Origin of the sequence: Henriciella mobilis (genome assembly GCF_003576285.1) — a bacterium.
Taxonomy (GTDB): Bacteria; Pseudomonadota; Alphaproteobacteria; order Caulobacterales; family Hyphomonadaceae; genus Henriciella; species Henriciella mobilis.
Window position 1 is genome coordinate 63811 of record NZ_QWFX01000016.1, and the last position, 23491, is coordinate 87301.

13 protein-coding genes are annotated in these 23491 nt (G+C 65.8%); 10 read left to right on the plus strand and 3 right to left on the minus strand.

What is annotated here, in order from left to right:
- Nucleotides 1-3 precede the first annotated feature (3 nt).
- The 4 genes from D1223_RS15765 to D1223_RS15780 all read left to right on the plus strand — a co-directional run bounded on the left by D1223_RS15765 (nucleotide 4) and on the right by D1223_RS15780 (nucleotide 3415).
- Nucleotides 4-849, plus strand: coding sequence for an ABC transporter substrate-binding protein (locus D1223_RS15765; RefSeq protein ID WP_119377400.1), 846 nt, complete (start codon nucleotides 4-6; stop codon nucleotides 847-849).
- Entirely contained in the window at nucleotides 846-1838 is a 993-nt protein-coding gene (locus D1223_RS15770) for a FecCD family ABC transporter permease (protein ID WP_119377401.1), read from the plus strand. Before D1223_RS15765 ends, D1223_RS15770 begins: the two co-directional genes overlap by 4 nt.
- On the plus strand, nucleotides 1831-2592 hold the full coding sequence (locus D1223_RS15775) for an ABC transporter ATP-binding protein (RefSeq protein WP_119377402.1): 762 nt from the start codon (nucleotides 1831-1833) through the stop codon (nucleotides 2590-2592). The genes D1223_RS15770 and D1223_RS15775 overlap by 8 nt, the downstream gene beginning before the upstream one ends.
- Before the next feature lie 85 nt (nucleotides 2593-2677).
- Nucleotides 2678-3415, plus strand: coding sequence for an SDR family NAD(P)-dependent oxidoreductase (locus D1223_RS15780; RefSeq protein ID WP_119377403.1), 738 nt, complete (start codon nucleotides 2678-2680; stop codon nucleotides 3413-3415).
- On the opposite strand, the gene D1223_RS15785 is transcribed toward D1223_RS15780, so the two are convergent.
- Together D1223_RS15785 and D1223_RS15790 are read right to left on the minus strand one after the other, a co-directional pair.
- A complete protein-coding gene (locus D1223_RS15785) occupies nucleotides 3412-3945 on the minus strand; it encodes a VOC family protein (RefSeq protein ID WP_119377404.1) in 534 nt (177 codons plus the stop codon). The two genes, D1223_RS15780 and D1223_RS15785, sit on opposite strands and share 4 nt — an antisense overlap.
- A gap of 1 nt (nucleotide 3946) precedes the next feature.
- Entirely contained in the window at nucleotides 3947-4597 is a 651-nt protein-coding gene (locus D1223_RS15790) for a carboxymuconolactone decarboxylase family protein (protein ID WP_119377405.1), read from the minus strand.
- Nucleotides 4598-4862: 265 nt separating this feature from the next.
- Between D1223_RS15790 and D1223_RS15795 the strand changes: the two genes are divergently transcribed.
- The 6 genes from D1223_RS15795 (at nucleotide 4863) to D1223_RS15825 (ending at nucleotide 22720) form a co-directional block, all read left to right on the plus strand.
- Nucleotides 4863-7700, plus strand: coding sequence for a phosphoenolpyruvate carboxylase (locus D1223_RS15795; protein WP_119377406.1), 2838 nt, complete (start codon nucleotides 4863-4865; stop codon nucleotides 7698-7700).
- Between the two features lie 283 nt (nucleotides 7701-7983).
- Nucleotides 7984-9402 (plus strand): PfaD family polyunsaturated fatty acid/polyketide biosynthesis protein, encoded by a 1419-nt coding sequence (locus D1223_RS15800; RefSeq protein WP_119377407.1) that lies wholly within the window; start codon nucleotides 7984-7986, stop codon nucleotides 9400-9402.
- Between the two features lie 36 nt (nucleotides 9403-9438).
- Nucleotides 9439-13407 (plus strand): type I polyketide synthase, encoded by a 3969-nt coding sequence (locus D1223_RS15805; protein ID WP_158588516.1) that lies wholly within the window; start codon nucleotides 9439-9441, stop codon nucleotides 13405-13407.
- Between the two features lie 194 nt (nucleotides 13408-13601).
- Nucleotides 13602-14897 (plus strand): SDR family NAD(P)-dependent oxidoreductase, encoded by a 1296-nt coding sequence (locus D1223_RS15815; RefSeq protein WP_147372877.1) that lies wholly within the window; start codon nucleotides 13602-13604, stop codon nucleotides 14895-14897.
- The gene (locus D1223_RS15820) at nucleotides 14890-22143 is read left to right on the plus strand and encodes a beta-ketoacyl synthase N-terminal-like domain-containing protein (protein ID WP_119377411.1); all 7254 of its coding nucleotides are present in this window, start codon (nucleotides 14890-14892) and stop codon (nucleotides 22141-22143) included. Before D1223_RS15815 ends, D1223_RS15820 begins: the two co-directional genes overlap by 8 nt.
- The gene (locus D1223_RS15825; protein WP_119377412.1) at nucleotides 22136-22720 is read left to right on the plus strand and encodes an N-acyl amino acid synthase FeeM domain-containing protein; all 585 of its coding nucleotides are present in this window, start codon (nucleotides 22136-22138) and stop codon (nucleotides 22718-22720) included. The genes D1223_RS15820 and D1223_RS15825 overlap by 8 nt, the downstream gene beginning before the upstream one ends.
- Here D1223_RS15825 and D1223_RS15830 read toward each other — a convergent pair.
- The gene (locus tag D1223_RS15830; protein ID WP_119377413.1) at nucleotides 22710-23345 is read right to left on the minus strand and encodes a 4'-phosphopantetheinyl transferase family protein; all 636 of its coding nucleotides are present in this window, start codon (nucleotides 23343-23345) and stop codon (nucleotides 22710-22712) included. The two genes, D1223_RS15825 and D1223_RS15830, sit on opposite strands and share 11 nt — an antisense overlap.
- Nucleotides 23346-23491 lie beyond the last annotated feature (146 nt).

A 23491-nucleotide genomic window follows, 5' to 3' on the forward strand; every position in this document is an offset into this window, starting at 1 on the left:
GCGATGGCGAGACTGGCGCTCCTCATCCTTGGCCTGATCGGGCTTGCTGCCTGCGGCGCAACGCGGGCCGAGCAGGTGCGGGCCAATGACAAGCCGATGCGGATCGTCAGTCTCGACTATTGTGCCGACCAGTACGTCCTGAATCTTGCCGACCGCGAGCAGGTCCTTGCCCTGTCGCCAGACGCATCGAAGGACTTCTCCTATATGCGCGATGCCGCCAAAGGGCTGCCGACTGTGCGGCCGACGGCGGAGAACGTCCTTGTCCTGAAGCCGGACCTGATCGTGCGCTCCTATGGCGGCGGACCGAATGCGCAAGCCTTCTTCGAGCGGGCCGGCATCCCCGTGCTGAATGTCGGCTGGACGTCGAGTATCGATGGCGCCGGGATGACGTCCATCCCCGGCGTCATCCAGCACATGGCTGACGGGCTTGCCCAGGGTAAACGCGGCGAAGCGCTCGTCGCCGACTTCAAGGCCCGTCTCGCCGCCATCGAGCCGCAAGGCGAGGGCCGCTCGGCGCTCTACATGACGACAGGCGGGGTCACCACCGGCCCCGGTTCGCTCGTCCACCAGATGCTGCAGGCTGCCGGTTACGAGAACTTCCAGCAGGCGCCCGGCTGGCACCCTATCCCGCTTGAACGCCTTGCGCATGAGCAGCCAGACCTCGTCGCCCCGGCCCTCTTCGGCAACGGGCTGGAGACGCCGGACGCCTGGAGCCCCGCCAAGCATCCGATTGCGCGCGCGCAGCTAGAGCAAAGGCCGGTCGTCAAGCTGGAGGGCGCCTGGACAGCCTGCGGCGGCTGGTTCCTGATTGATGCCATCGAAGCGCTCTCGGAAGGCGGCGCGCCATGAGCCTTTCCCGCCTTCTTCTGCCCGGCCTGATCGGCGCATCCATTCTGGCGATCTTCGCCGCCTGCCTGCTCGGCTCGACGCCGATGCCGGCCGGGCGCGTCCTGGCCGCCCTGTTCGGCGCCGCCGATGCCAGCGACGAACTGGTCGTCTGGTCGATCCGCCTGCCGCGCGCTCTGGCGGCTTACGTCGCCGGTGCCGCGCTCGGCCTCAGCGGGGCCGCGCTACAGGGCCTGTTACGCAATCCGCTCGCCGAACCGGGCGTACTCGGCGTGTCGGCCTCAGCCTCGCTGGTCGCGACCTTCTCGCTCTATTACGGCCTCGCAGCGCTTTCGCCCTGGGTCCTGCCGCTCGCGGCCATCATCGGCGCTCTGATCGCGACGGCCCTCATCGCCGTTGCCGCCATCGCCACCCGGTCGGTCGTCACGCTGATCCTGATCGGCGTCGGTATCTCGTCCTTCGCGGGCGCGGCGATGAGCCTGCTCATGAACCTCGCTCCGACGCCCTTCACCCTGTCCGACATGATCAACTGGATGCTCGGCTCGGTCGCCAATCGCAGCTTCCGGGAGATCGGCTTTGCCGCGCCTTTCCTGCTCGCTGGCGCGGTCATCCTGCTTGCGTCGCGGCGCGGCCTGTCTGCCCTCACCCTTGGAGAGGAAGCGGCCAGCGGCATCGGTCTAGACCTTCGCCGCCAGCGCATCCTCACCGTCCTCGGCGCGGGGATCGCAACTGGCGGATCGGTCGCGCTCGCGGGTGCCATCGGCTTTGTCGGCATTGTCGCGCCGCACATTGTCCGCCCCTTCGTCGGCCACGACCCGGCCCGCTCGCTTGTCCCGTCCGCCCTGCTGGCCGGGCTGATCCTCGTCCTTGCCGATATTGGTGTGCGCCTCATGCCAACGACGAACGAGCTGAAGCTCGGCGTGGTGGCCGCCCTGATCGGCGCACCCGCCTTCGTCTGGATCGCGATGAGGAGGCGCGCGCTGAATGGCTGAGCTCTGCACCCATGGCCTCAGCGTCGAGGCTGGCAACCAGCGCCTGGTCGACGGCGCCAGCATCCGCCTCGTTCCGGGTGAGTTCGTCGCCTTGCTCGGCCCAAATGGCGCGGGCAAGACCAGCTTGCTGAGGGCCAGTCTCGGCCTGGAGAAAAAAGTCATCGGCCGCGCCACGATTGACGGTTCCGACACGGCCGCCCTCTCGCCCATGCAGCGCGCCCGTCACATAGCCTACCTGCCACAGCAGCGCCCGCTGGCCTGGCCGAATACGGTGCGCGATGTCGTCTCGCTCGGCCGTTACGCCTATGGCGCCGCGCCGGGCCGGCTGAGCGCCGAGGACGCCGCCGCCGTCGACGCCGCTATAGCGCGCTGCGACCTCACCGCCCTCGCCCAGCGCCAGACCGATACGCTTTCCGGCGGTGAGCTTGCCCGCGTCCACTGCGCTCGCGCCTTTGCCGCCGAGGCCCCGCTACTCATCGCCGACGAGCCGGTCGCAGCCCTCGATCCGCGTCACCAGTTCCGCATCATGGATATCATCGCCGACTTCGTCGCCGCCGGTGGCGGAGCGCTTGTCGTCTTGCACGATATCACGCTCGCGGCGCGATATGCCTCGCGCATGATCTGGATGAAGCAAGGCCGGATTGTCGCCGATGGTGCACCGGAAGAGACACTGACTGCCGCGCGCATGGCCGAGATCTATGGTGTGCAGGCGCGCGTGGACGGCCGGCGTGTGGAGATCGAGGGGGCAGTCTAGCGGACCCTGCCCCTGCGGGACGGGCTGTCAGCCACGGCTACACACGCTACGACTTCAAAAAAAAGGATAATCAGGGAGGCCAGACATGGTTGAGGATACCGATTTCACCGGAAAGACTGTGCTTGTCGTGGGCGGCTCGAGCGGCATCGGCAACGGTATCGCGCATGGCTTCAAGGCGCGCGGCGCCGATGTGCACGTCTGGGGCACGCGGGCCAGCGCAAGCGACTATAGCGCCGAAGACGGCAGCGACCTGTCAGGCCTCACCTATACGCAGGTCGATGTCGGCGACCCCGACCAGATCGAAGCGGCCAAGGCAACCTTCGACACGCTCGATGTGCTCGTGCAGAGCCAGGGTATCGTGGCCTACAAGCGCGCCGAATTCGAGCGGCCGGGCTGGGACAAGGTGATGAGCGTCAATATCGACAGCCTGATGCACATCTCCCGCAAGTTTCACGACATGCTCATGAAGACCAAAGGCTCGATCATCATCGTGAGCTCGATCTCCGGCCTCAGCGCCAATATTGGCAACCCGGCCTATGCCGCCTCGAAAGCTGCGGCGATCAGCCTGACCAAGACACTGGGCCAGGCCTGGGCGCGCGACGGCATCCGCGTGAACGGCCTCGCGCCGGGGCTGGTCGATACCAAGCTCACCAAGGTGACGACGGAAAACCCCAAGCGCATGGAAGGTGCCCTGCGGGCCATACCGGTTGGCCGGGCCGGTGAGCCGTCCGACATGGCGGGCGCGGCGATCTTCCTGGCGTCACCGCTCGCCGCCTATGTGTGCGGCCATACGCTCATCGTCGATGGCGGGCTGTCGCTCTAGGCGTCCGCCTTTTCTGCCTTGTGAACCTGCATGCTCGCCGGCGGCTTTGAGAAGTTCGGGGCCTTGGTCTCCAGCTCGGCCAGGGCCGTCTTGCGGTCCTCTTCGCTGAAGCTGCCCGTGGTCAGGCAGAATTCGACGAGATTGTCGTTCGGGTCCTTGGTGTAGATCGACTTGCACCAGTTGTGGTCGACTTCCATCACATCCAGCCCGGCGCCGAGCCATTGCTGCTTGCGGCGCTCATAGTCGGCCTCATCAGCCACGTCGAAGGAGATGTGGTTGATATGGTCCGGCAGGCCGGCGGCTTTCGAGATGTTGGACTCGAAATTCTCCGTCCCGGGCATGTCGTGCATTTCCCAGAAGGCGATGAACTTGTTGTCGTCTTCCATCCGGTAGAAGAAGTGCTTGGCCCAGCCGCCGCCCGGTGACGGGCCGACCTCGACCTTCACAAGCTCAAAACCCATCACGCCCTCATAGAAGGCGTGCAGCTTCTTGATGTCACGCGCCGCCAGCGCGAGGTGATGATAGCCCATTTCAGTCCTCCCTTTTCTTCTTGTCGTCGACCATGCTCATCACATCGTCGCTCGATCCGTCCGGCGCGGGGACTTCGACAATGCGCTCATCGACATCGTCATATTCCAGCCGCAGCGCCCGGCTCATTGTCGCATGCATATCATAGGTCGCCGTCACATAGGTCAGCTCGAGGATTTCCTCGTCCGACAGGTTCGCCTTGAGGGCGTCAAAAATTCCATCGGGCACGCGTCCGCCCTGCAGGACCAGACAATCGGTATAGGCCAGCACGGCCCGCTCGACGGGTGACCAGCAATCGGCGACCGGCCAGTGGGGGATCGCCTCGATCTGCTCCTCCGACAGGCCGACATCGCGGCAGGCCTTGCAATGCTGCGAGAAGACGAATTGCGACCCGCGCGCCCAACCGGCCCGGATCTGGCCGAGTTCGCGCAGCTTCGGGTCGATCTTGCGGTTCTTCGACCGGTAGAACTGAAAGCCTTCCGTCGTATGCCTGAACGCATCGGGGACCAGGGCGAACACCGTCCACCAGTTGCCCGGCGTGCCTGTCGCGGTACCTGGCTGCTCGACCGGATCGCGGTCGCCAAACAGGACGTCATAGAGTTTCTGCGCAAACGGATCGGCATCCTTGCGGGCGACCTGCTTCAGCCTGGGCATCTAATCCTCCCCTTTCCGGCCCCGTCTTTGCGGGCTTTTCTACCCTATACAGCCATGGATTGGCCTGAAGCGCCATGCTGACATGGCGTCAATCGCGAAAGGAGACAGAATCCTCCGAACCAGCCTCTTGTCGTGCAACCAAACTGGTCGCACCCGGTTATTCAGGACAGCCATGCGGGCGCCGCGCTTGACAGCTTTGCACTCATCGACGCACTGCTGGGTCACGTAGCGGCAATGCTTGCCCGACCAACTCAATGGAGACCGGATGCCAGACGTGAACGGCCAGACGACATCGCCCGTGCCCCTCGACCTAGACGCCTTCCTCGACAGGCTTCGCGGCTATGCGGGCGAGATCGGTACCGATCCGCTGACCAATTCCGTCTTCTCGCTGGCTCAGGCCCTGCTGCAGGACCTTGATACGGGCGCGCACTCGCTGGACGAACTGACCGGCCTTGTCGATACGATCCACTTCCAGCTGCTCTGCGACCGCGCCGAACGGTTCCGAAAGCAGCATGCCGAGGTTGGCGGCGGCGCACCGTGGAGCACCGTCGAAGCCCGGCTTGAAGCGGCTGCCAGCGAGGGCCTCGACGCTTTCACCGCCGCCGCGTGCAAGGCGCATGGCGGGATCGTCTTCACCGCCCACCCGACCTTCGCGCTGTCCCGCTCCCTGAGGGAAGCCTTCGCCGCGTATGTCTCCAGCGATGACGAGACCAGCCGGGATGACCTGCGCGCCGCTGCCAACGATCCGAACCGGGACTGGCCGAACCAGATCACCCTGCTGAGCGAACATGAAGAAGCCCAGCTGGCCATCGCCAATGCCCGCGATGCGGCGCGCAGTTATGCCGGCCGCGTCCTCAAAGTCGCGCAGAAGGCCTTCCCGGACCAGTGGCGCGCGCTGCGCCCGGTGCTGCCGACGATTGCGAGCTGGGTCGGCTATGACCTGGACGGCCGGACCGACATTCACTGGTCTCAATCCATCGCGCTGCGCCTGCACGAAAAGGAAGCCCAGCTCGGCTATTACGAGTCGCGCCTCACCGAGGTGGTAGCTGCCGACAAGCTCTCGGACCTGCGCGCAAAACTCGCCAGCGCCCGCGCCCACACAGCCGAGGCGGCAAAGCGGTTCGAGGGCGACCTTTTCGATCCGGAAATCCTGGTCGATGCCGCAAACTTCCTCACCGCCGAGAGCGCCGACAAGCTGGTGAGCTCCGCCGAAATCACCCGCGCGCTCGATGCGCTGATCGCAGACGCGGCAACTCCCGATGCGGCCGCCGCCGAACTCATGGTGCTCCGCGCGGAAGTCGAGGCCCTGCACCTTGGCACCGCCCGCATCCACCTGCGGGTCAACGCTGCCCAGGTGCGCACCGTCCTCTCGCGTGACCTTAACCTTGAGACCGAGGACAATGACCTTGGGCGCCAGGCGTTGAGCCAGCTGTCGGAAATGGCCGGCTCGAACCAGATCCGCCCGGTGAACTTTGCCGACCTGTTCCTCGAGCAGTCGACCGCGCGCCGCCAGTTCATGATGTGCGCGCAGATCCTGAAACATATCGATGCGGATTCCCCGATCCGGTTCCTGATCGCCGAAAGCGAGAATCCCGCAACCGTCATGGGCGCGCTGCACCTTGCCCGCCAGTATGGTGTTGACCATGCGCTCGACATCTCACCACTCTTCGAGACGCCGGAAGCGCTTGAAACCGGCGGACGGTTCGTTGAACGCCTGCTGGAGGAGCCGGCCTTCATCGACTATGTGAAGGCGCGCGGCTATCTCTCCATCCAGCTCGGCTTTTCGGACTCCGGCCGCTTTATCGGCCAGATCGCCGGCAATATGGCGATCGAGCGGATTCACAACCTGATCGGCCGGGCGCTCGGTGAAAAGCTGCCTGGCGTCGGCCTGCTCTTCTTCAACACGCACGGCGAGTCGATGGGCCGCGGGGCATATCCCGGCAGTTTCGAGCAGCGCTTCGATCACCTCCTGACCCGCTGGAACCGGGCGGGCCTCGTGCGGCGCGGCCTGCACCCGATGCACGAGGTCAGCTTCCAGGGCGGCGACGGCTTCATGCATTTCGGCACGCCGGAACTCTCGCAGGCCACCTATGCCGCCTTCTGCGAACACATCCTTTCGCCGACCGAAAGTGCCAGCAACGACCCGTTCTACGAACAGACGGACTTTGTCTGGGACACCTATCGCGCCCTGCGCAGCTGGCATGAGACGCTGTTCGGCGAAAGCGACTACGCCAAGCTTCTGGGCGGCTTTGCGTCCGGTTTCCTGGTCAAGGCCGGGTCGAGGCCGGTCAAGCGCGCAGGCGGGATTTCCGGCCCGTCCTCCATTCGCGCCATCTCGCACAATGCGATGCTGCAGCAGCTCGGCGTTCCGCTGAACTCGGCCTGCGGGATCGGTTCGGCCATGCCGCGCGAGACCGAGCGGCTGAAAGACCTCATCAACGCCTCGCCACGCCTGCACGCGCTTGTCCTGCTGGCGACGCAGGCCCGCATGCTGACCAGCCTGCCCTCGCTGCGCGGCTATGCGAACGTCTACGACCCGGAAGTGTGGCTGGCCCTCGCCAAGCATGGCCGGATCAAACATGACGACGCGCTGCGCCGTGTGGCGCAATCGCTTACCGGCTACGAGACCAATACCAGCATAAAGCGGATCACGAACATGCTGGCGGTCGATCTCATTCATTTCGACCAGCTTCTGGCCTCGCTCGACGATGCACCATCCGTCGAGGCGCGCCATGAAGCGCGTCTGGAAACCCATGCATTGCATGGCATCCGGCAAGCCGTGATGATGTATGCGCTCAGCCTGGTCGGGCGGCTCCGGAACCTCTCCACCCGGCATGACACCAGCCTCGAGGATATTGTCGGCCTGGTGCTCAATCTGCAGATCGACGACGCGGTGGACATGCTCGAAACCATCTATCCGGCGTCCCGTGACGATACAGCCCTGATCTCCGGTGTTTCAGAACAGGGCTATGAGCAGGCCCGGTCAAGCGCGGCCGGCTACGATCAGCTCCACAAGGAAATCATCGAACCGCTTCGTCTCTCGGGCGAACTTGTGCGGCGGATTTCGGTCGCCAATTGTCACGCCTTCGGTGCGTGGGGCTAACAATGACGGGCTTGTCGACAAATTAGTGTCATCAAGCTGCAATCTGTAATCGATATTACGAATGCAGCAGCCTTCAGGCAGTCCTGCCGGAAAATGCGGCAGTTGGGCGCTGCCCGCCCGTACTTGTGCGGAATTTGCATTGCTATGCAGCAGCAAAACAGCATAGGTTTGCAACCAGAAGGGGAATCGAAGTCACGTGATCAGCTCACCGTCACTTCATTCGGGAAAAGAAGGCTCAACCGGCAAGGTTGAAGGCAGGCGCTCATTTGCTGAAGACGCTGCCATGACGGGCCCCTACACCGTTCACCCGGAGTGGCTCGGAGACCCGACCTTCACCCGCCAGCATGGTAGCCGCTTTGCCTATGTCGTCGGCGAAATGGCGCGCGGGATCGCGACCCCGCACATGGTCGTGGAAGCCGTCAGGGCCGGGCTTGTCGGCTTTTATGGCAGCGCTGGCCTCCGGCCAGAGACAATTGCCGCCGGCCTTGACGAGATCGAAGCCGGCCTCGGCAAGGGCGCGTCCGCCTGGGGCGCCAATCTCATCCACTCGCCGCAGCAGCCCGGTTATGAGCGCGCCGTTGTCGATCTATTTCTTGAGCGCGGCGTGACCCGCGTCTCGGCATCCGCCTTCATGACCTTGTCGAAAGAGATTGTCCGCTACAGTGCACGCGGGCTTTCGCGCGGCGCCGATGGCCGCATCGCCCGGTCGACGCATGTTTTCGCCAAGGTGTCGCGCGCTGAGGTCGCGAAACACTTCATGGCGCCTGCCCCAAGCAAGCTGCTGCAGGACCTCGCCGCAGCCGGTGACATCACGGCCGAGCAGGCCGAACTCGCCCGACAGGTCCCTGTCGCGGCCGACATCACCGGCGAATCCGATAGCGGCGGTCATACCGACAACCGCCCTGCCGGGCCGCTCTTTTCGTCACTTCTACGCACGCGCGAAGACGTCTGCGCCGAACATGGGCTATCCGCGAACGATATCCGGATCGGCCTGGCCGGCGGCATCGGCACGCCATGGGCGGCCGCCGCCGCTTTCCAGATGGGCGCGGCCTACATTCTTACCGGCTCGGTCAATCAGGCTGCCGTCGAGTCCGGCCTGTCGCTGGCGGGCCGCAAGCTGCTCGCCGAGGCCGGCCCGGCCGACGTCGCCATGGCGCCCGCCGCTGACATGTTCGAACAGGGCGTCGAAGTACAGGTTCTCAAGCGCGGTACGCTCTTCGCGATGCGCGGCAAGCGGATGTGGGAAATCTACAAGACGCGCGCAGGCTTCGAGGCGTGCACGCCGAACGAACGGAAATTTGTAGAGACTGCGCTCGGTGAAAGTTTCGAGGCCGCCTGGGCACGAACGAAAGCCTATATGCAGGGCGCCAATCCCAGGGAACTGGCGCTCGCCGAAGCAGACCCGCGCCGCCAGATGGCGCTTGTCTTCCGCCGCTATCTCTTCTTCGGGGCGCAATGGGCCCGCGACGGCAAGACGGCGCGGCTTCGCGACTTCCAGATCTGGTGCGGCCCGGCCATGGGCGCGTTCAACGAGTGGGTGAAGGGCACACCGCTCGATCCGCTGGAGAACCGGACGGTCCGCCAGATTGCCTGGAACCTGCTGGATGGCGCGGCGCATCTAACGAGGATGCAAGGCTTGCGCGCCACCGGACACGATGTGCCTGCGTCAGCATTTAGTTACCAGGCAGGCCTATTTGAGTAACCTTTGATTAGTGAGAGGCTGGTCAGAATGAGCAGCATGAGCAAGAAGCCCGCCGATATCGCGATAGTCGGAATGGGCGCCATGTTTCCGGGACGCGGTGATACGCTCGGATTCTGGCGCGATATCGCCGAGGGCGTCGACACGCTGGGGCCGGTTCCGCCGACCCATTGGCTGATCGAGGACTATTACGACGCTGACCCGCGCACGAAGGACCGCACCTATGGCCGGCGCGGCGGCTTCCTTTCGCCCAAGGGGTTCGACCCGCTCGCCTTCGGCATTCCACCGAACCAGATCGAGGCAACAGATACCGCCCAGCTTCTGGCGCTGATCGTGGCCCAGCAGGCGCTGGATGAAGCCGAAGCCGCATCGAACGGCGTCATCGACCGCTCGCGCACCAGCTGCGTGCTGGGCGTCGCCTCGGCGACCGAGCTTGTCGGCCACATGTCCGGGCGCCTGCAGCGGCCAGCCTGGATCAAGGGCCTGCGCGAAGCTGGCCTGCCGGAAGACCAGGTCCAGGATATTGCCAGCCGGATCGAGTCCAATTTCTCCGAGTGGAAGGAAAGCACCTTTCCGGGCCTGCTCGGCAATGTCGTCGCCGGACGCATCGCTAACCGGATGGATCTTGGCGGGGCAAACTATGTGACCGATGCAGCCTGCGCCTCATCTCTGTCAGCGGTGCAGGTCGCGCTGCATGAGCTGCATGCGGGTGACAGTGACATGGTGCTCGCCGGCGGCGTCGACACGCTGAACGACATCCTGATGTATATGTGCTTTTCCAAGACGCCGGCCCTGTCGCCCACCGAAGACTGCCGGCCGTTCTCGGACAAGGCCGACGGCACGATGCTGGGCGAAGGGATCGGCATTCTCGCCCTGCGCCGGCTGGAAGATGCCGAGCGCGATGGCAACCGCATCCATGCCGTCATCAAGGGGATTGGCGCCGGTTCGGACGGGCGCGCCACCGCGATCTATGCCCCGCTGCCCGAGGGCCAGGCCAGGGCGCTGCGCCGGGCCTACGTACAGGCTGGGTACGATCCACGCACCGTGGAACTTGTCGAGGCGCATGGCACAGGCACCAAGGCTGGGGATGCGGCGGAACTTGCCGGGTTGAAACTCGTCTTCTCGCCGGATGGCGAGGCGGTCGATGAGCCCTGGTGCGCCATCGGCTCTGTGAAGTCGCAGATCGGCCATACCAAGGCGGCCGCCGGGTCGGCCAGCCTAGTAAAGACCGTAATGGCACTCAACCGCAAGGCCTATCCGCCGACGCTGAAAGTCGATGCACCCGCCCCGGCGCTGGCAGGCTCACCCTTCTATGCCAACCGGGAGCTGCGCCCCTGGGTTCGCAAATCGGACCATAAGCGCCGCGCCGCCGTCAGCTCATTCGGCTTTGGCGGCTCGAACTTCCATATCACCCTTGAAGAGTATGACGGGCCGAATGCCGCGCTGCCCGAGCGCACCCTGTCATCTGAACTCTTCATGATTTCCGGCGATACACCGGCCAGCCTCGAAGCCGGCCTCGAAGCCGTGGCCCAGCGCCTCGAGCATGAGGAAGACCTCGCCATCATCGCTACGGAGACGCACGCCGCCTTCGATCCGGACGCAGCCTGCCGCGCCGCCATCGTCGCGAGCGACAATGAGGATTATGCCGAGAAGGCCGGAAAGCTCGCCTGGCTAATCAGCTCGGGACAGGCCGAAAAGGCGCCGCTTCCAAAGGGGGTCAGCGTCTCACTTTCTGCTGCAAAGCCGGGCAAGCTGGCCTTCCTGATGCCCGGCCAGGGTAGCCAGTATGTCGGCATGGGCCGGGATCTTGCGCTCGCCTTCCCCGAAGCACGCGCCGCCTGGGACATGGCCGCCAGCCACAAGAAAACCGGCAAGCAGGCGCTGCACAATCTCGCCTTCCCGCCCTCGGCGTTCACGCCCGAAGCCGCCGTCGAGCAGGCCGACCGGCTGACCGCGATGGAAAACGCGCAGCCTGCCCTCGCCGCCGCATCGCTGGCCGTGCTCGCCGTGCTCGACAAGGCCGGGGTCAGCCCCGACATGGCCGCCGGCCACAGCTTCGGCGAGATCATGGCGCTGCAGGCGGCCGGCACGCTCAGTACGAAAGACGCACTCACCGTCGCCCACAAGCGCGCCAGCCTGATGGCGAAGGCTGCTGCGTCTAATGAAGGCGCAATGCTCGCCACCCAGGCTGCCGCAGAGACCCTCGCGCCCATCCTGGAAAGCCATCCGGACGTCGTTATCGCCAATGACAATGCGCCGACCCAGACTGTCCTCTCCGGCCCCGTGCAGGCCATCGAGGCGGCGCGTGTCGCGATCGAGGCCGCCGGGATCAAGGCGCGCCGCCTGCCGGTCGCCTCGGCCTTCCATTCGCCGATTGTCGCCGGCGCGGTCGATCCGTTCCGCAAGGCGCTGGACAAGGTCGACTTCGCCAAGGCGCGCTTCCCGGTCTATGCGAACGTGTCGGCAAAGCGCTATCCGCTCGCCTATGCCAAGCAGCGCGACGTGCTGGCGACACAGATCGAGAGCCCGGTCCGCTTCCGCTCCATTATCGAGGCGATGGCCGAAGACGGCGTGACGACCTTTGTCGAGGCTGGCCCCGGCACAGTGCTCACCGCGCTGGTTGGGCAGATCCTGCCGGGCAAAGCCAACGCCGTCGCGCTGGATGACCGCAAGGGCGACGGGCTCGCCGCCTTCCTCGCCGGTCTCGGAAGGCTTGCCGTGCTTGGCCACAAGGTCGACTTCAAGGCGCTGTTTGCGAACATGCCGCCGCCCCAGCCGCGCGCACCGCGCTCGAAACATGCAATCGACCTGACCGGCGCAAACTACAAGAAGCCCTATCCGCCCGCTGGCGGCGCTGCAGACCTGCCACCGCCCAATCCGGCCCGGCCACAGCCCGCCCAGGCTGAAACACGCGCCTCGCCAGAAGCGGTCTCCAGACCCGCACCGCAGCCCAGCCAGCCCGGCTCGCCCGACCTGGCCGCTACACCGCAGACACCGACACACTCTCCCTCAGGAGCCACCACCGTGACCCAGCCCACATCTCCCGCCAGCGACGCTGCAGAGCGCATCCATGCCAATATGTCCGCGGCCCATGCCGACTATATCGAGGCACTGCGTGCGGCTCATGCGCAATACCTGCAGGCAAGTGCAAGCCTCCTTGGCGCGGCCTCGGCGGGACAACTCATTGAGCACGCCCCGCAGCAACGCCGCCAGCTCGCACCGCCGCCTGCCCCGGCTGCGGCGCCTGCTCCAACGCCGGCCCCGCAGGCCCAGCCGCAAGCGCCTGCTGCGGCCGCGCCCGAGCCAGCACCAACACCGCCGGCGCCTACGCCTCAGCCCGCCCCGGCGCCCGCTGCACCAGCCGCGGCCGCCCCGGCACCGCAAGCCGCAGCGCCTGCGCAGGACTTCAGCGGCCTCGTCGCATCCCTCGTCGCCGAGAAGACCGGCTATCCAGTCGACATGCTCGAACCCGACATGGATCTAGAAGGCGAGCTTGGCGTCGACTCCATCAAGCAGGTCGAAATCCTCTCGGCCCTGCGCGAGAGCATGCCGGACCTGCCGGAAGTCGAGCCTGAGCAGATCGCCGAGCTGCGCACGATCCGCAAGATTGCCGATTTCCTCGCCCCCGGCGGCGGCAGCCCCGCCGCACCTGCGCCCAACGGCAATGGAAACGGCCACCACACCAATGGCAACGGGAATGGCAATGGTTACCACGCCGCGCCGGCCCAGGCGCCAGCAGCCCCTGCCGCGCCATCGCCCGCGCCCGCCGCGGCCCCGCAAGGCGACATGGCCGAGCTGGTCCGCAGCCTGATCGCCGACAAGACCGGCTATCCGCCTGAAATGCTGGAAGACGACATGGACCTTGAAGGCGAGCTTGGCGTGGATTCCATCAAGCAGGTGGAAATCCTCTCAGCCCTGCGCGAGGCGATGCCGAACCTGCCGGAAGTCGAGCCCGAACAGATTGCAGAGCTCCGGTCGATCCGGAAAATCGCCGATTTTTTTGGCTAGGGGGCGCGCCGGCGCCTGAACGCGCTGCCCGCCCCGTCGCAGACATTGCCAAGCCCGCGGACGCGCTGGCACTGCGCGCTGTTAACTATGAGCCGCAAGCCGCCATCGGTCGGGTAACCCCCGGTCTTCGCGACGCGCGGCTGATCGAATATGTCGGCAATGACGCCGAGATTGGGCAGGCTTTCGTCCAGGCCATGCTCGAAGCCGGACTGGTGGTCCGCGAGGTCACAGCGCCCTCCGGAAAAGCAGACGCGCTGGTGCTGGCCCACGGCCTTGCCGGTGCCACCTTCGACTGCCACGCTGGCGCGCTCGAAGCCCTCTCGGCCGAGGCGAAGCGCTTCGAAGCCCGCGGTGGCACGCTGGTCCTCCTACAGGACACAGGCGGAGCCTTCCAACCGCTCGACCATCGCGCCTGGCGCGGCGGCCTGACAGGCCTTGCCCGCACGGCCATGCGCGAATTCCCGAAGGCGACGGTCCGGTCCATCGATATCGATATTTCCGGACTCGGCCTGAAGCCGGCGGCGGACAGGCTGATCGAGGAGTTGCTGAGTGGTGGTGCGGCGCCTTGCGTCGGCCTCTCGGCGCAGGGCCGGCTGGTCCCCACCGATGGCCTGCTCACACTGCCCGGCAACCGGCCCGGCCTGATCGGCCCGCAGGATGTCATCCTGGTGACCGGCGGCGCGCGCGGTGTGACGGCGACCTGCATCATCGAACTGGCGGCACGGACGAAAGCACGCTTTGCCCTGCTCGGGCGTTCGGCGATTACGCCCTGGCCAGACGATCTTGAAGCGGGCCTGGATGAGAAGGCCTTGCGCGGCGCGCTGGCTGCCCGCGCCAAGGCAAAGGGAGAGAAAGTCTCGCCTGCTGCCCTGAACAAGCAAGCCCGCGCCCTGCTCTCGGGCGCCGAAATCCGCGCCACGCTGACGGCCATCGAACAGGCCGGCGGACAGGCGCTTTACGTTCCAACGGATGTGGCTGACCCGGCCGCGCTGAAGGCGGCCCTCGACAATACTCAGTCGACCCTTGGGCCCGTCACCGGCCTCGTCCATGGCGCGGGCGTGCTGGCCGACAAGCTGATCCGCGAGAAGACGCGTGCGCAGGTCGAAACGGTGTTCGCACCGAAGATTGCCGGGCTCGAGGCGCTCATGTCCGTGCTCGACACCGGCCAGCTGAAGACCATCGCCTTCTTTTCCTCGGTCGCTGCGCGCTACGGCAATGCCGGACAGGCCGACTACGCCATGGCCAATGAGATCCTGAACCGGATGGCGCACTGGCTGAAGGCTGCGCATCCGGATGCCGCGGTCACCTCGATCGGCTGGGGCCCTTGGGATGGCGGCATGGTCGATGACAGCCTGAAAGCGAAGTTCGCCGAAATGGGCGTGGCGCTCATCCCGCGTGATGCTGGTGCGCGGCTCTTCGCCGATGCGGTGCTCGCCGGTAGCAGCTGCCCGGTCGAACTGATCGTCGGATCAGAGATCGCGCATGGCTGATCGGGACTTCGAACCGATCGCGATTGTCGGCATGGGCTGCGCCCTGCCCGGCGCGCTGTCGCCTGCCGCGCTCTGGGACGCGGTCCTCGACAATCGCGACCTGCTCTCGCCCGCACCGCCCGGAAAATGGGGCGTCACCGACAGTGAGCAGCAGGCCATGGGCTATCGCGGTGGGTTCGTCTCCGGTTTCGAAACCGTCTTCGACCCATCCGCCTTTGACCTCGGCGAGATCGATGCCGCCGGTCTCGATCCGCTTTTCCAGTGGCTGCTCTATGCCGGACACGAGGCCTGGGCTGATGCCGGCGCGCCGAAAGTGAAGCGAAAGAAGCTCGGTGTGATCGCCGGCAATCTCGGGTATCCGAGCCGCGCGCTGAGCGATTTTGCGAGCGATGTCTGGGAAAACGGCACGTCCGGCATCGACCCGTTCAACCGATTCAATACGGGCGGACCGGCCCGGCTGCTGGCCCGCGCCCTCGGCGCCAAGGGGCCGGCCTTCGCCCTCGATGCCGCCTGCGCCTCCTCACTCTATGCGGTGAAACTCGCCTGCGACCGGCTGCAGGATCGCTCGCTCGATGTCGCGGTGGCAGCAGCCGTGAACGGGGCCGACAATCTCATCCTTCACCAGGGTTTCTCGGCGCTGAATGCGCTCAGCCCGAGCGGGCGCTCGCGGCCCTTCGTCAAGGGCGCCGATGGCCTCGTCCCGGCGGAAGGGGCCGCCGCTGTCGTCCTGAAACGGCTGGCCGACTGCACGGTTGGCGAGACCATACACGGCGTCATTCGCGGCATCGGCCTCTCCAATGATGGCCGCCGCAAATCGCTGCTCGCGCCGGATGAAGGCGGACAGGCCGAAGCGATGGCGGCGGCATGGGCGATGTCTGGCTTGGATCCGTCCCGCGACATCGGCCTCATCGAGGCCCATGCCACCGGAACGCCGACGGGCGACAAGGTCGAGCTGATGGCGACGGCGAAGCATTTTGCAGGTGTCGAAGGCCTGCCCATCGGCTCCCTGAAAGGCAATCTCGGCCACCTCATCACGGCCGCCGGCCTGGCCAGCCTGATCAAGATGAGCTTTGCGATCAATGAGAGCGTCATCCCGCCAACGCGGCTCGATGGCGAAGCGCTGGACGGGTTTGCCGGCTCGACCACGGTGCCAGCGCAAAAAGCGGCCTGGCCCAAGGATCGCCCACGCATCGCAGCCATCAGCAATTTCGGCTTTGGCGGCAACAATGCCCACCTGATCCTCGCCGCCGATGACGGCACGCGCCCGAAGGCCCGCAAGCGCAAGGCCGCAAAGACCGAAGCCGTGATCTGCGCCACCGGCCTCTGCATGGGGCCTGACCGGGGTGTGACGGCGGTGCTGCAACGCCTCGCGCGTCCACCGAAGCAGCCGCGCGGGCCGATGTCCGAGGTGACCGCTCGTCCGAAGCCGCTGCGCACACCGCCGTCAGAGCTTGGCGCGGCACAAGGCCAGCAGCTTGCGCTCTATGACGCCGTCGACGAAGCCCTCGCCCGCCATCCGTTGGAAGACGGCGCTCGCGTCGGCGTGTTCACCGGCTTTGCCTGCGCGCCGGAAGCGGCCCGCTGGATGCTGCGCGCGCGGATTGCCAAACGGCTCGGCCTCGACCCGCAGACGCCGGAGACGGATGCCGCGCGCAATGGCGTCGCCCCGCCGCTCAAGGCTGGCGACGTGCTGGGCGCGATGCCGAATGTCTCGGCCAACCGCATCAATGTACGCGGCGACTGGCGCGCCCAGGGCTTTGCCGTGATGGAGGAAGAGGCCTCCGGCCTGCGCGCGCTGGAGCTGGCCATGCGGGCGCTTGAGGCGGGAGAGATCGATGCCGCGATTGTCGCTGCGGCCGACCTCTCGGCGGACCCGGTGCACGAAGCGGCCACAGGCGAGAGCGGCGGAGACGCGGCGGCGGCGCTGATCCTGAAACGCGTTGGCGAAGCGGACGGTGTCACCCTCAAGGCGCTCAAGCTCACCGGCAAACCGGCCCCGGACACTTTGCTCGAGCGGCTCTACGGCCATTCACATGCAGCAGGCGGGCTTGCGCGGCTGGCCGTGGAAACGGAACTCGCCGCGCGCGGCCACCGGCTGGAGAGCGACGGCCTTGCCCCGGAACTCTACCGCGACGCACGCGGCATCGAGCTGTCCGGCGGCAAGCTCAAGCTCAAGGCGAGCCCCAAGCCCGCCCCCGACCTGCTGCGCCCGGCACCGCTGCTGGAAACCTATGGCGCCGCGACGCCTGAAGCGCTGGCCAAGGCAATAGATATTGGCCAACAGGGCACATCGGGAGCGTGCCGCATCGCCTTGATCGCAAACGATGAAACAGCCCTCGCCGACCAGCGCAGCAAGGCTATTGCCGCTCTCAAGGCTGGGCACGACCCGTCTGGCGATGGCATACATTATGGCGCGGGCAAGCCGGCTGGCGATCTCGCCTTCGTCTTTACCGGCGCAGCGGCGGCCTATTCCGGAATGGGTCAGGGCCTGTTTGCCGGTGTCCCCGAGCTTGGCCCCATGATGACGGCGAAGTTCCCGGCTGCGCAGCATGTTGCCCGCCTGCTCGCCAGCGACCTCGCGCCCGCCTACGACCAGCTGCGCGCCACCACGCTGATCTCCCAGGCCCAGCATCTCTTGCTGACCAGGCTGCTTGGCATGAAGCCATCCGTTGCGATGGGGCTTTCCTCCGGCGAGACCAATTCGCTCATCGCCTTCGGGGCGTGGGCCGATGCCGACGGGCTGATGGGCACGATTGGCGAGAGCGGCATGTACACCGACGATCTCGCCGGCGCCTTCAAAACAGCGCAGGCGGCCTGGAAGGATGACGCACCGGTTCATTGGGAGACGTGGCGCGTCCGCGCCGCCGAGCGTGATTTCCGTGCGGCCCTCGCGAGCGAGCCGCGCTGCGACCTCACCATCCTCTACAGCCCGAGCGACGGCGTCATCGCCGGCGATGCGGGCGCCTGCCAGCGCGTGCTGAAACAGCTCGGCGGACAGGCCATCCGCGTGCCGCATGACCTTGTCGTGCATACGCCGATGATGGCTTCTTACGAGCAGACCTGGCGCCGGCTGCACCATCGCAGGACGAAGGCGCCGAAGGGCGTGCGATTCTATGCCAACGCAATCAATGGCGCCTACACGCCTGACGCGGACATGGTCGCAGACATGCTGACCGGGCAGGCCGTTGCGGAGGTCAACTTCCCGAAGACGCTTGCGCAGGCCCATGCGGACGGCGTGCGAACATTCATCGAGATCGGCCCGCGCGACACGCTGACCGGCGCCATCCGCGAGACGCTGGGTGAGGGCGTTCAGGCCGTCGCCATGGACCGGTTCGGCCAGCCCGCGCAGAACGACATCGCAGCCGTTGCGGCGACGGTCTTCGCTGCCGGGCATGGTGTCGACATAGACTGGCTGAAAACGCGCCTCAGCGATGCCCGCAACAATGCCATCCGTCTTCGGACAAAGGCGTTAGACGAGTTGACCTTCCCGGCGCATCCGACCGCACCTGTCCTGCCCAGGCGGCGGGGTGGCCAGAGGCAACTGCCGCTCGCACCAAAGACAGCGCTGAAGCCCTTCATGCCGCCGCCGGTCAAACCCATGACAGGCCGCGTGCTGCCGCCTGCACCCGGCACAGACTGGACCGCTCCGCGCCCGGCAGGCGGCGCCGGGACGGCGGTCCTCGACCGGCCAGACCGCGCGCCGCTACGCCGCGTGGCCCCCAAGCCTGCACCGGTCGCAAAACGCCCGGTCCAACCGCTTGAGCGCCGCACGCCAACCGGCCCTGCCTTCTCACGCGCCGAGCTGGAACAGGCCGCAGCGGGCAATATCTCCGAGGTCTTCGGCGACCAGTTCGCAGCGCAGGACGGGTTCCGCAGGCAGGTGCGCATGCCGCGCCCGCCGCTGCTGCTCTGCGACCGGATTACCGGCATCGACGCCGAAGCGCTGGTGCAGGGCAAGGGCACGATCTGGACCGAAACCGACGTCACCGCGGGTCACTGGGCCGTCAGCGATGGGCGCCTGCGCCCCGGCCCACTGATCGAGGCCGGACAGGCGGATCTCGCCCTCATCTCATGGATGGGCGCGGACATGCTGAACTGTTCGGACCGCGTTTACCGCCTGCTCGGCTGCGAGCTGACCTTCCATGAGGGCGGCCTGCCAAAGGTCGGCGAAACGGTCCGCTTCCAGATATCGATCAAGGGGCATGCGGAACTCTCTGGCGTTCGCATGTTCTTCTTCGAATATGACGGCTATGCCGATGACCGGCTGGTGCTGTCCGTCCGCAACGGCCAGGCCGGCTTCTTCACTGATGAGGAACTGGCCAATTCGAAGGGCGTGCTCTGGGATGCCGGCACCGACGGAGCACCAACGGCAGACCCCGTTCTGGACCGGACGGCCCCGAGCGCGAAACGCACCTTCAGCGCCGCCGATGTGGCGGCCTTTCGTGCCGGCGATACCTTCCGCTGCTTCGGTGATGGCTTCGAGCGCGCCGCGCCGCAGACCCGGCCAGCCCGCCTGCCGGGTGGCCGGCTTGCCCTGTTCGACACAGTCGAGACCTTCGAGCCGGAGGGCGGGCCGTGGGAGCGCGGTTACCTCAAAGCGGACCAATCGGTCCCTAAGGACGCCTGGTTCTATGACGGGCATTTCCATGAAGACCCCTGCATGCCGGGCACGCTGATGGCCGAAGCCGCCGTACAGGCGCTGGAATTCACCGCCGCCGCCATGGGCCTGACCATCGACCGCGACAGCCATGTCTTCGAGCCCATGCCCGGCGAGGCGGCAACCTTCTATTGCCGCGGCCAGGTGATCCCCGATGCCGACCATGACGTGACCTATGAGGTCTTTGTGGACGAGGTGATCGATGGCGAAGAACCTGTTGTTTTCGCAAGCCTTCTGGCACGGTCCGATGGTCGGAAAGTGTTCTACTGCCCGCGCTTTGGCGTACGCCTGCGCCGCGCCTGGCCGCAGATGAAAAAGGCGGCCAACATCCCGCACTACGTCAATGACGAGTGCGATGTGCGCGGTGACGAGGCGGCCATGATCGAATGCGGCTCCGGTGCACCAAGCAACGCCTTCGGCTCGATGTATGCGCCATTCGACACGCGCGGCGCCGTGCCACGCTTGCCTCAACCGCCCTACCACATGGTCAGCCGCGTCCTCTCTGTCACAGGCCCGTCCGGCCAGCAGAAAGCCGGGCTGACGGCGATTGCCGAATACGATGTGCCGCCCGACGCCTGGTACTTCCTCGACGGCGGTTCGGGCACGATGCCCTTCTCGGTGCTGACCGAGGTCATCCTGCAGCCCTGCGGCTGGCTGGCCTCCTATTCAGGCTTTGCCCTTTCAGGCGAAACGCGGTTCCGCAACCTCGACGGCAGGGGCACAACGGCCCGGCACATCAAACCCGGCGACGGGACAATCCGCACCCGGACGACACTAACCCGCTGCTCGCGCGTCGGGCCGATGACGATCGTTTTCTTCGAGCTGGAGGCGACGCTCGCCGACGGAACGCCCGTGGTGTCGCTGGAGACGAGCTTCGGATTCTTCACCAAGGCCTCGCTCGCCGCACAGGCGGGCCTGAAATCAAGCGACGAGGCCCGGGCCTTCCTCGACGCGCCGGCCGATCCGCCCAGCGAGGAAGCGACCCGCCTGCCGGTCTCGTCCGGCCGGCTGGCCCTGTTCGACCTGATCGACCGGTTCGAGGCTGACGGCGGGGCCAGCGGCCTCGGCCGCATCCGCGCGCGCCAGAGCGTTGATCCGTATGCGTGGTATTTCAGGGCGCACTTCTTCTCCGATCCTGTCCAGCCGGGTTCTCTCGGCCTCGACATGCTCGTTCAGCTGCTCGCCCGTGCCGGTGACCTGAAAGGGCTGGGGGAGCGTTTCGACCATCCCGTCTGGGAACCGATCGCGCCCGGTGAAGAAGTCACCTGGACCTATCGCGGCCAGGTTACACCCACGGCGAAACAGGTGACGGCAACCGTGGAAATCGACAGGGTCGAAACGGGGGATGAAGAGACGATCATCCTCGGGACGGGATCTCTCTGGGTCGATGGTCTGCGGATTTACGAGATGCGCGGCATGAGCGTCCGCCTTCGCGCCAGAACCAGACTGGAATCATACCGGAATTGTACTGTTTTAAGACCCTCCTATCCGGCCTGGGTCGGTGCCCATCGCCCAACCCATACAGTCCCGGCCCTTCCGCTTCTCTCACAGGCCGGCATGCTGCTGCGGCAAGCCTGGACAAGGAACGTCAAATCCTACCCCATTGAAATCAATGGCTTTTCGCCTCGCCAGTGGGCGAATGTGACGGAGGCTGGCCTGTTTGTCGAAGCCCATGTTGGCGCGGATGGCGCTGCGCGGCTCAGGGGGCGGGATGCAGACCAGCCCGACCAGGCTTTCCGCATTCTCTCCTCTGGAACAATTGTCGGCCGCACCCGTCCGTCTGCCCCGCGCCTGCTCGAGGCTGATCACGGAAAACCACTGCCCGACCCGTATGAAACAGCCGATCTTTTTCATGGGCCCGGCCTCAGGCCGGTCACCGAAATGCGCCGTGACGCCAGGGGATTCGAGGCGGTGGTGGACCTGTCGCTGGCCGCCAGTCCGGGGGATGCCTTCGACGCCGTCATCCTCGATGCGCTGGTCCATGGCCCGCCGCATGAGCGCCCGGAAGTGTGGTTCGATGGTGTGGAGGATTGCGCGATCTATCCCGTCCGCATCGAACGCCTGATCATCTGTTCTGACCTGCCGGAGACCGGAGCGCTCGTCATCCGCGGCGTCCCCGGCCAGCGCGACCCGGCAACCGGCGACCTGCCCGTGACGATCGAGGCTTTCCTCGGGAGCGATCTCTGGGCACGGCTCGACCTGATCGAGAAGGCCTATCCGAAAGGCCCGCTTGCAACGCTTAACCCGCTGGAACGGCGCGATTTTCTGACGGGCGCCAGCAACGACCATCCCGCCCCGCTGAGCCGCTTTGACGGGACATGCACGCGGCTTTCCCCCGCCGATGTCATCGCCTGCGACTGGCTGCCCGGCACCGTCGCCACCGCCTGGGGCTGCGAAGGACTAACCGGCAGCGAGCTCGTCCGGGCCGTCGCCGTGAAGGAACATTTCGCCCGTAAATGGGGGATCCACCCGCGCAAAGTCCGCTACGAGCCGCCATTCGCCATTGGACCGGATGGCCGCCACCGTTACGCTTTGCGCTTCGATTCCAAAGCCCGCGCATGGGCCGTCATGGATGATGCGTATGAGTAATATCGAACTGATCGTGGTGGATGATCGCACGCGCCCGCTGGTTCAGCACCTGCGCTACAGGGTCTATTGCGCCGAAAAGCAGTTCGCCATGAAAGGCGCCGACCACGAAGCGCGCATGCTCTATGACGAGACCGATACGCTCGGTGTCACCTTCGCGCTTTTCGATGGCGCAGAGCTTGTCTCCAGCGCGCAGGTCATCCCAGTTGATCCGCTGCAGGCCCCTGAAAGATTTTCGGTTTTTGATCTTCGTCATGCCCTGCCCCGCCCGGACCATGGGGCGGTTATCGTGTCCAAGCTCGTCACCGCTCCCGATCGGCGCGGCTCCAAGACCCTCGGCCCTGTCATGCGCGCCATCCTCGACTTCGTCGCGCAGGAAAACCGCCGCTACATCGCAATCCTGGCCGAGCCAAGCATGCGGGAATTCTACGCCTCGATGGGCTTCGACGTGATGAAGGAAGGCATTGAGGCAGCGCCCTTCGGAACGGTCGCGCTGATGGTGTTCGACATGCGCGATGAGCGTCACACCAGCGGCAAGTCGCTTGCTGGCTGGATGTTCAAATCCGTTTTCAGCCGCTGAAGGCCAGCACAGCGACCCAGTCATCTGAAGGCTGTATGGCCTTCAGGTGCACTTGCCGGCCCGCCTCTTCAAAATCCATGTCTGGTTTCTCGCCGGATATGAAAGGCCCCGGCACCACGACGGATTTCGGCCCGCCGCGAAGGCCTTTTCCCCGCCATTTCAGTACCGCTTCCTTGGCGCACCAGAGGCGGTAGAAACCGCAAAGCGCCGCATCACCATTGCCCAGCGTCTCCAGGACGCGGCGCTCGTCCTCGTTTGCAATCATCTGCAAAACTGGTCCGGTATTCAGCGGCCGCAGCTGTTCGATATCCGCCCCGACGCGTCCGTCGCGCAGCAGGGCTGCGAAGGCGTGCGGACCTGATCGTGACCAGGAAACACTAATCTTATCAATGCCCTTCACCGATGAACGAGCATCGTCATAGGCACGAAGCTGCACCTCATCGGCCGCGAGTCCGCACTCATCGGCCACCAGCTTGCGCATCACATTGCGCGCGTGCAGGAAGTTCTGGGCGGTCTCAGGACTGATCAGCCGCGCTGCACGCGCCTGCTCGCTATCGCCCACCGGTTGGTATGCGATATCATCCGCCGATCGTTCCGAATGGACCCAGACAGGTAAGCTTGTCATGTGGCCCCGCTAACGCCCTGCTGGCCTGCTGGCAACGCCTTCAATCCCGGCTGCCTTGGAATCGACCCATGTTTTCAAGACTTTCGACACAGCTTTGTGCGTAAGACCGTCGGTATGAACGACTGCGCGCAACCGCCCCGGTCAAC

What these genes read in the sequence shown, in the direction of transcription:
- D1223_RS15765 (WP_119377400.1), top strand. Translation starts at nt 4, where the DNA reads ATGGCGAGACTGGCGCTCCTCATCCTTGGCCTGATCGGGCTTGCTGCC.
- D1223_RS15770 (WP_119377401.1), top strand. Translation starts at nt 846, where the DNA reads ATGAGCCTTTCCCGCCTTCTTCTGCCCGGCCTGATCGGCGCATCCATT.
- D1223_RS15775 (WP_119377402.1), top strand. Translation starts at nt 1,831, where the DNA reads ATGGCTGAGCTCTGCACCCATGGCCTCAGCGTCGAGGCTGGCAACCAG.
- D1223_RS15780 (WP_119377403.1), top strand. Translation starts at nt 2,678, where the DNA reads ATGGTTGAGGATACCGATTTCACCGGAAAGACTGTGCTTGTCGTGGGC.
- D1223_RS15785 (WP_119377404.1), bottom strand. Translation starts at nt 3,945, where the DNA reads ATGGGCTATCATCACCTCGCGCTGGCGGCGCGTGACATCAAGAAGCTG.
- D1223_RS15790 (WP_119377405.1), bottom strand. Translation starts at nt 4,597, where the DNA reads ATGCCCAGGCTGAAGCAGGTCGCCCGCAAGGATGCCGATCCGTTTGCG.
- D1223_RS15795 (WP_119377406.1), top strand. Translation starts at nt 4,863, where the DNA reads ATGCCAGACGTGAACGGCCAGACGACATCGCCCGTGCCCCTCGACCTA.
- D1223_RS15800 (WP_119377407.1), top strand. Translation starts at nt 7,984, where the DNA reads ATGACGGGCCCCTACACCGTTCACCCGGAGTGGCTCGGAGACCCGACC.
- D1223_RS15805 (WP_158588516.1), top strand. Translation starts at nt 9,439, where the DNA reads ATGAGCAAGAAGCCCGCCGATATCGCGATAGTCGGAATGGGCGCCATG.
- D1223_RS15815 (WP_147372877.1), top strand. Translation starts at nt 13,602, where the DNA reads ATGCTCGAAGCCGGACTGGTGGTCCGCGAGGTCACAGCGCCCTCCGGA.
- D1223_RS15820 (WP_119377411.1), top strand. Translation starts at nt 14,890, where the DNA reads ATGGCTGATCGGGACTTCGAACCGATCGCGATTGTCGGCATGGGCTGC.
- D1223_RS15825 (WP_119377412.1), top strand. Translation starts at nt 22,136, where the DNA reads ATGAGTAATATCGAACTGATCGTGGTGGATGATCGCACGCGCCCGCTG.
- D1223_RS15830 (WP_119377413.1), bottom strand. Translation starts at nt 23,345, where the DNA reads ATGACAAGCTTACCTGTCTGGGTCCATTCGGAACGATCGGCGGATGAT.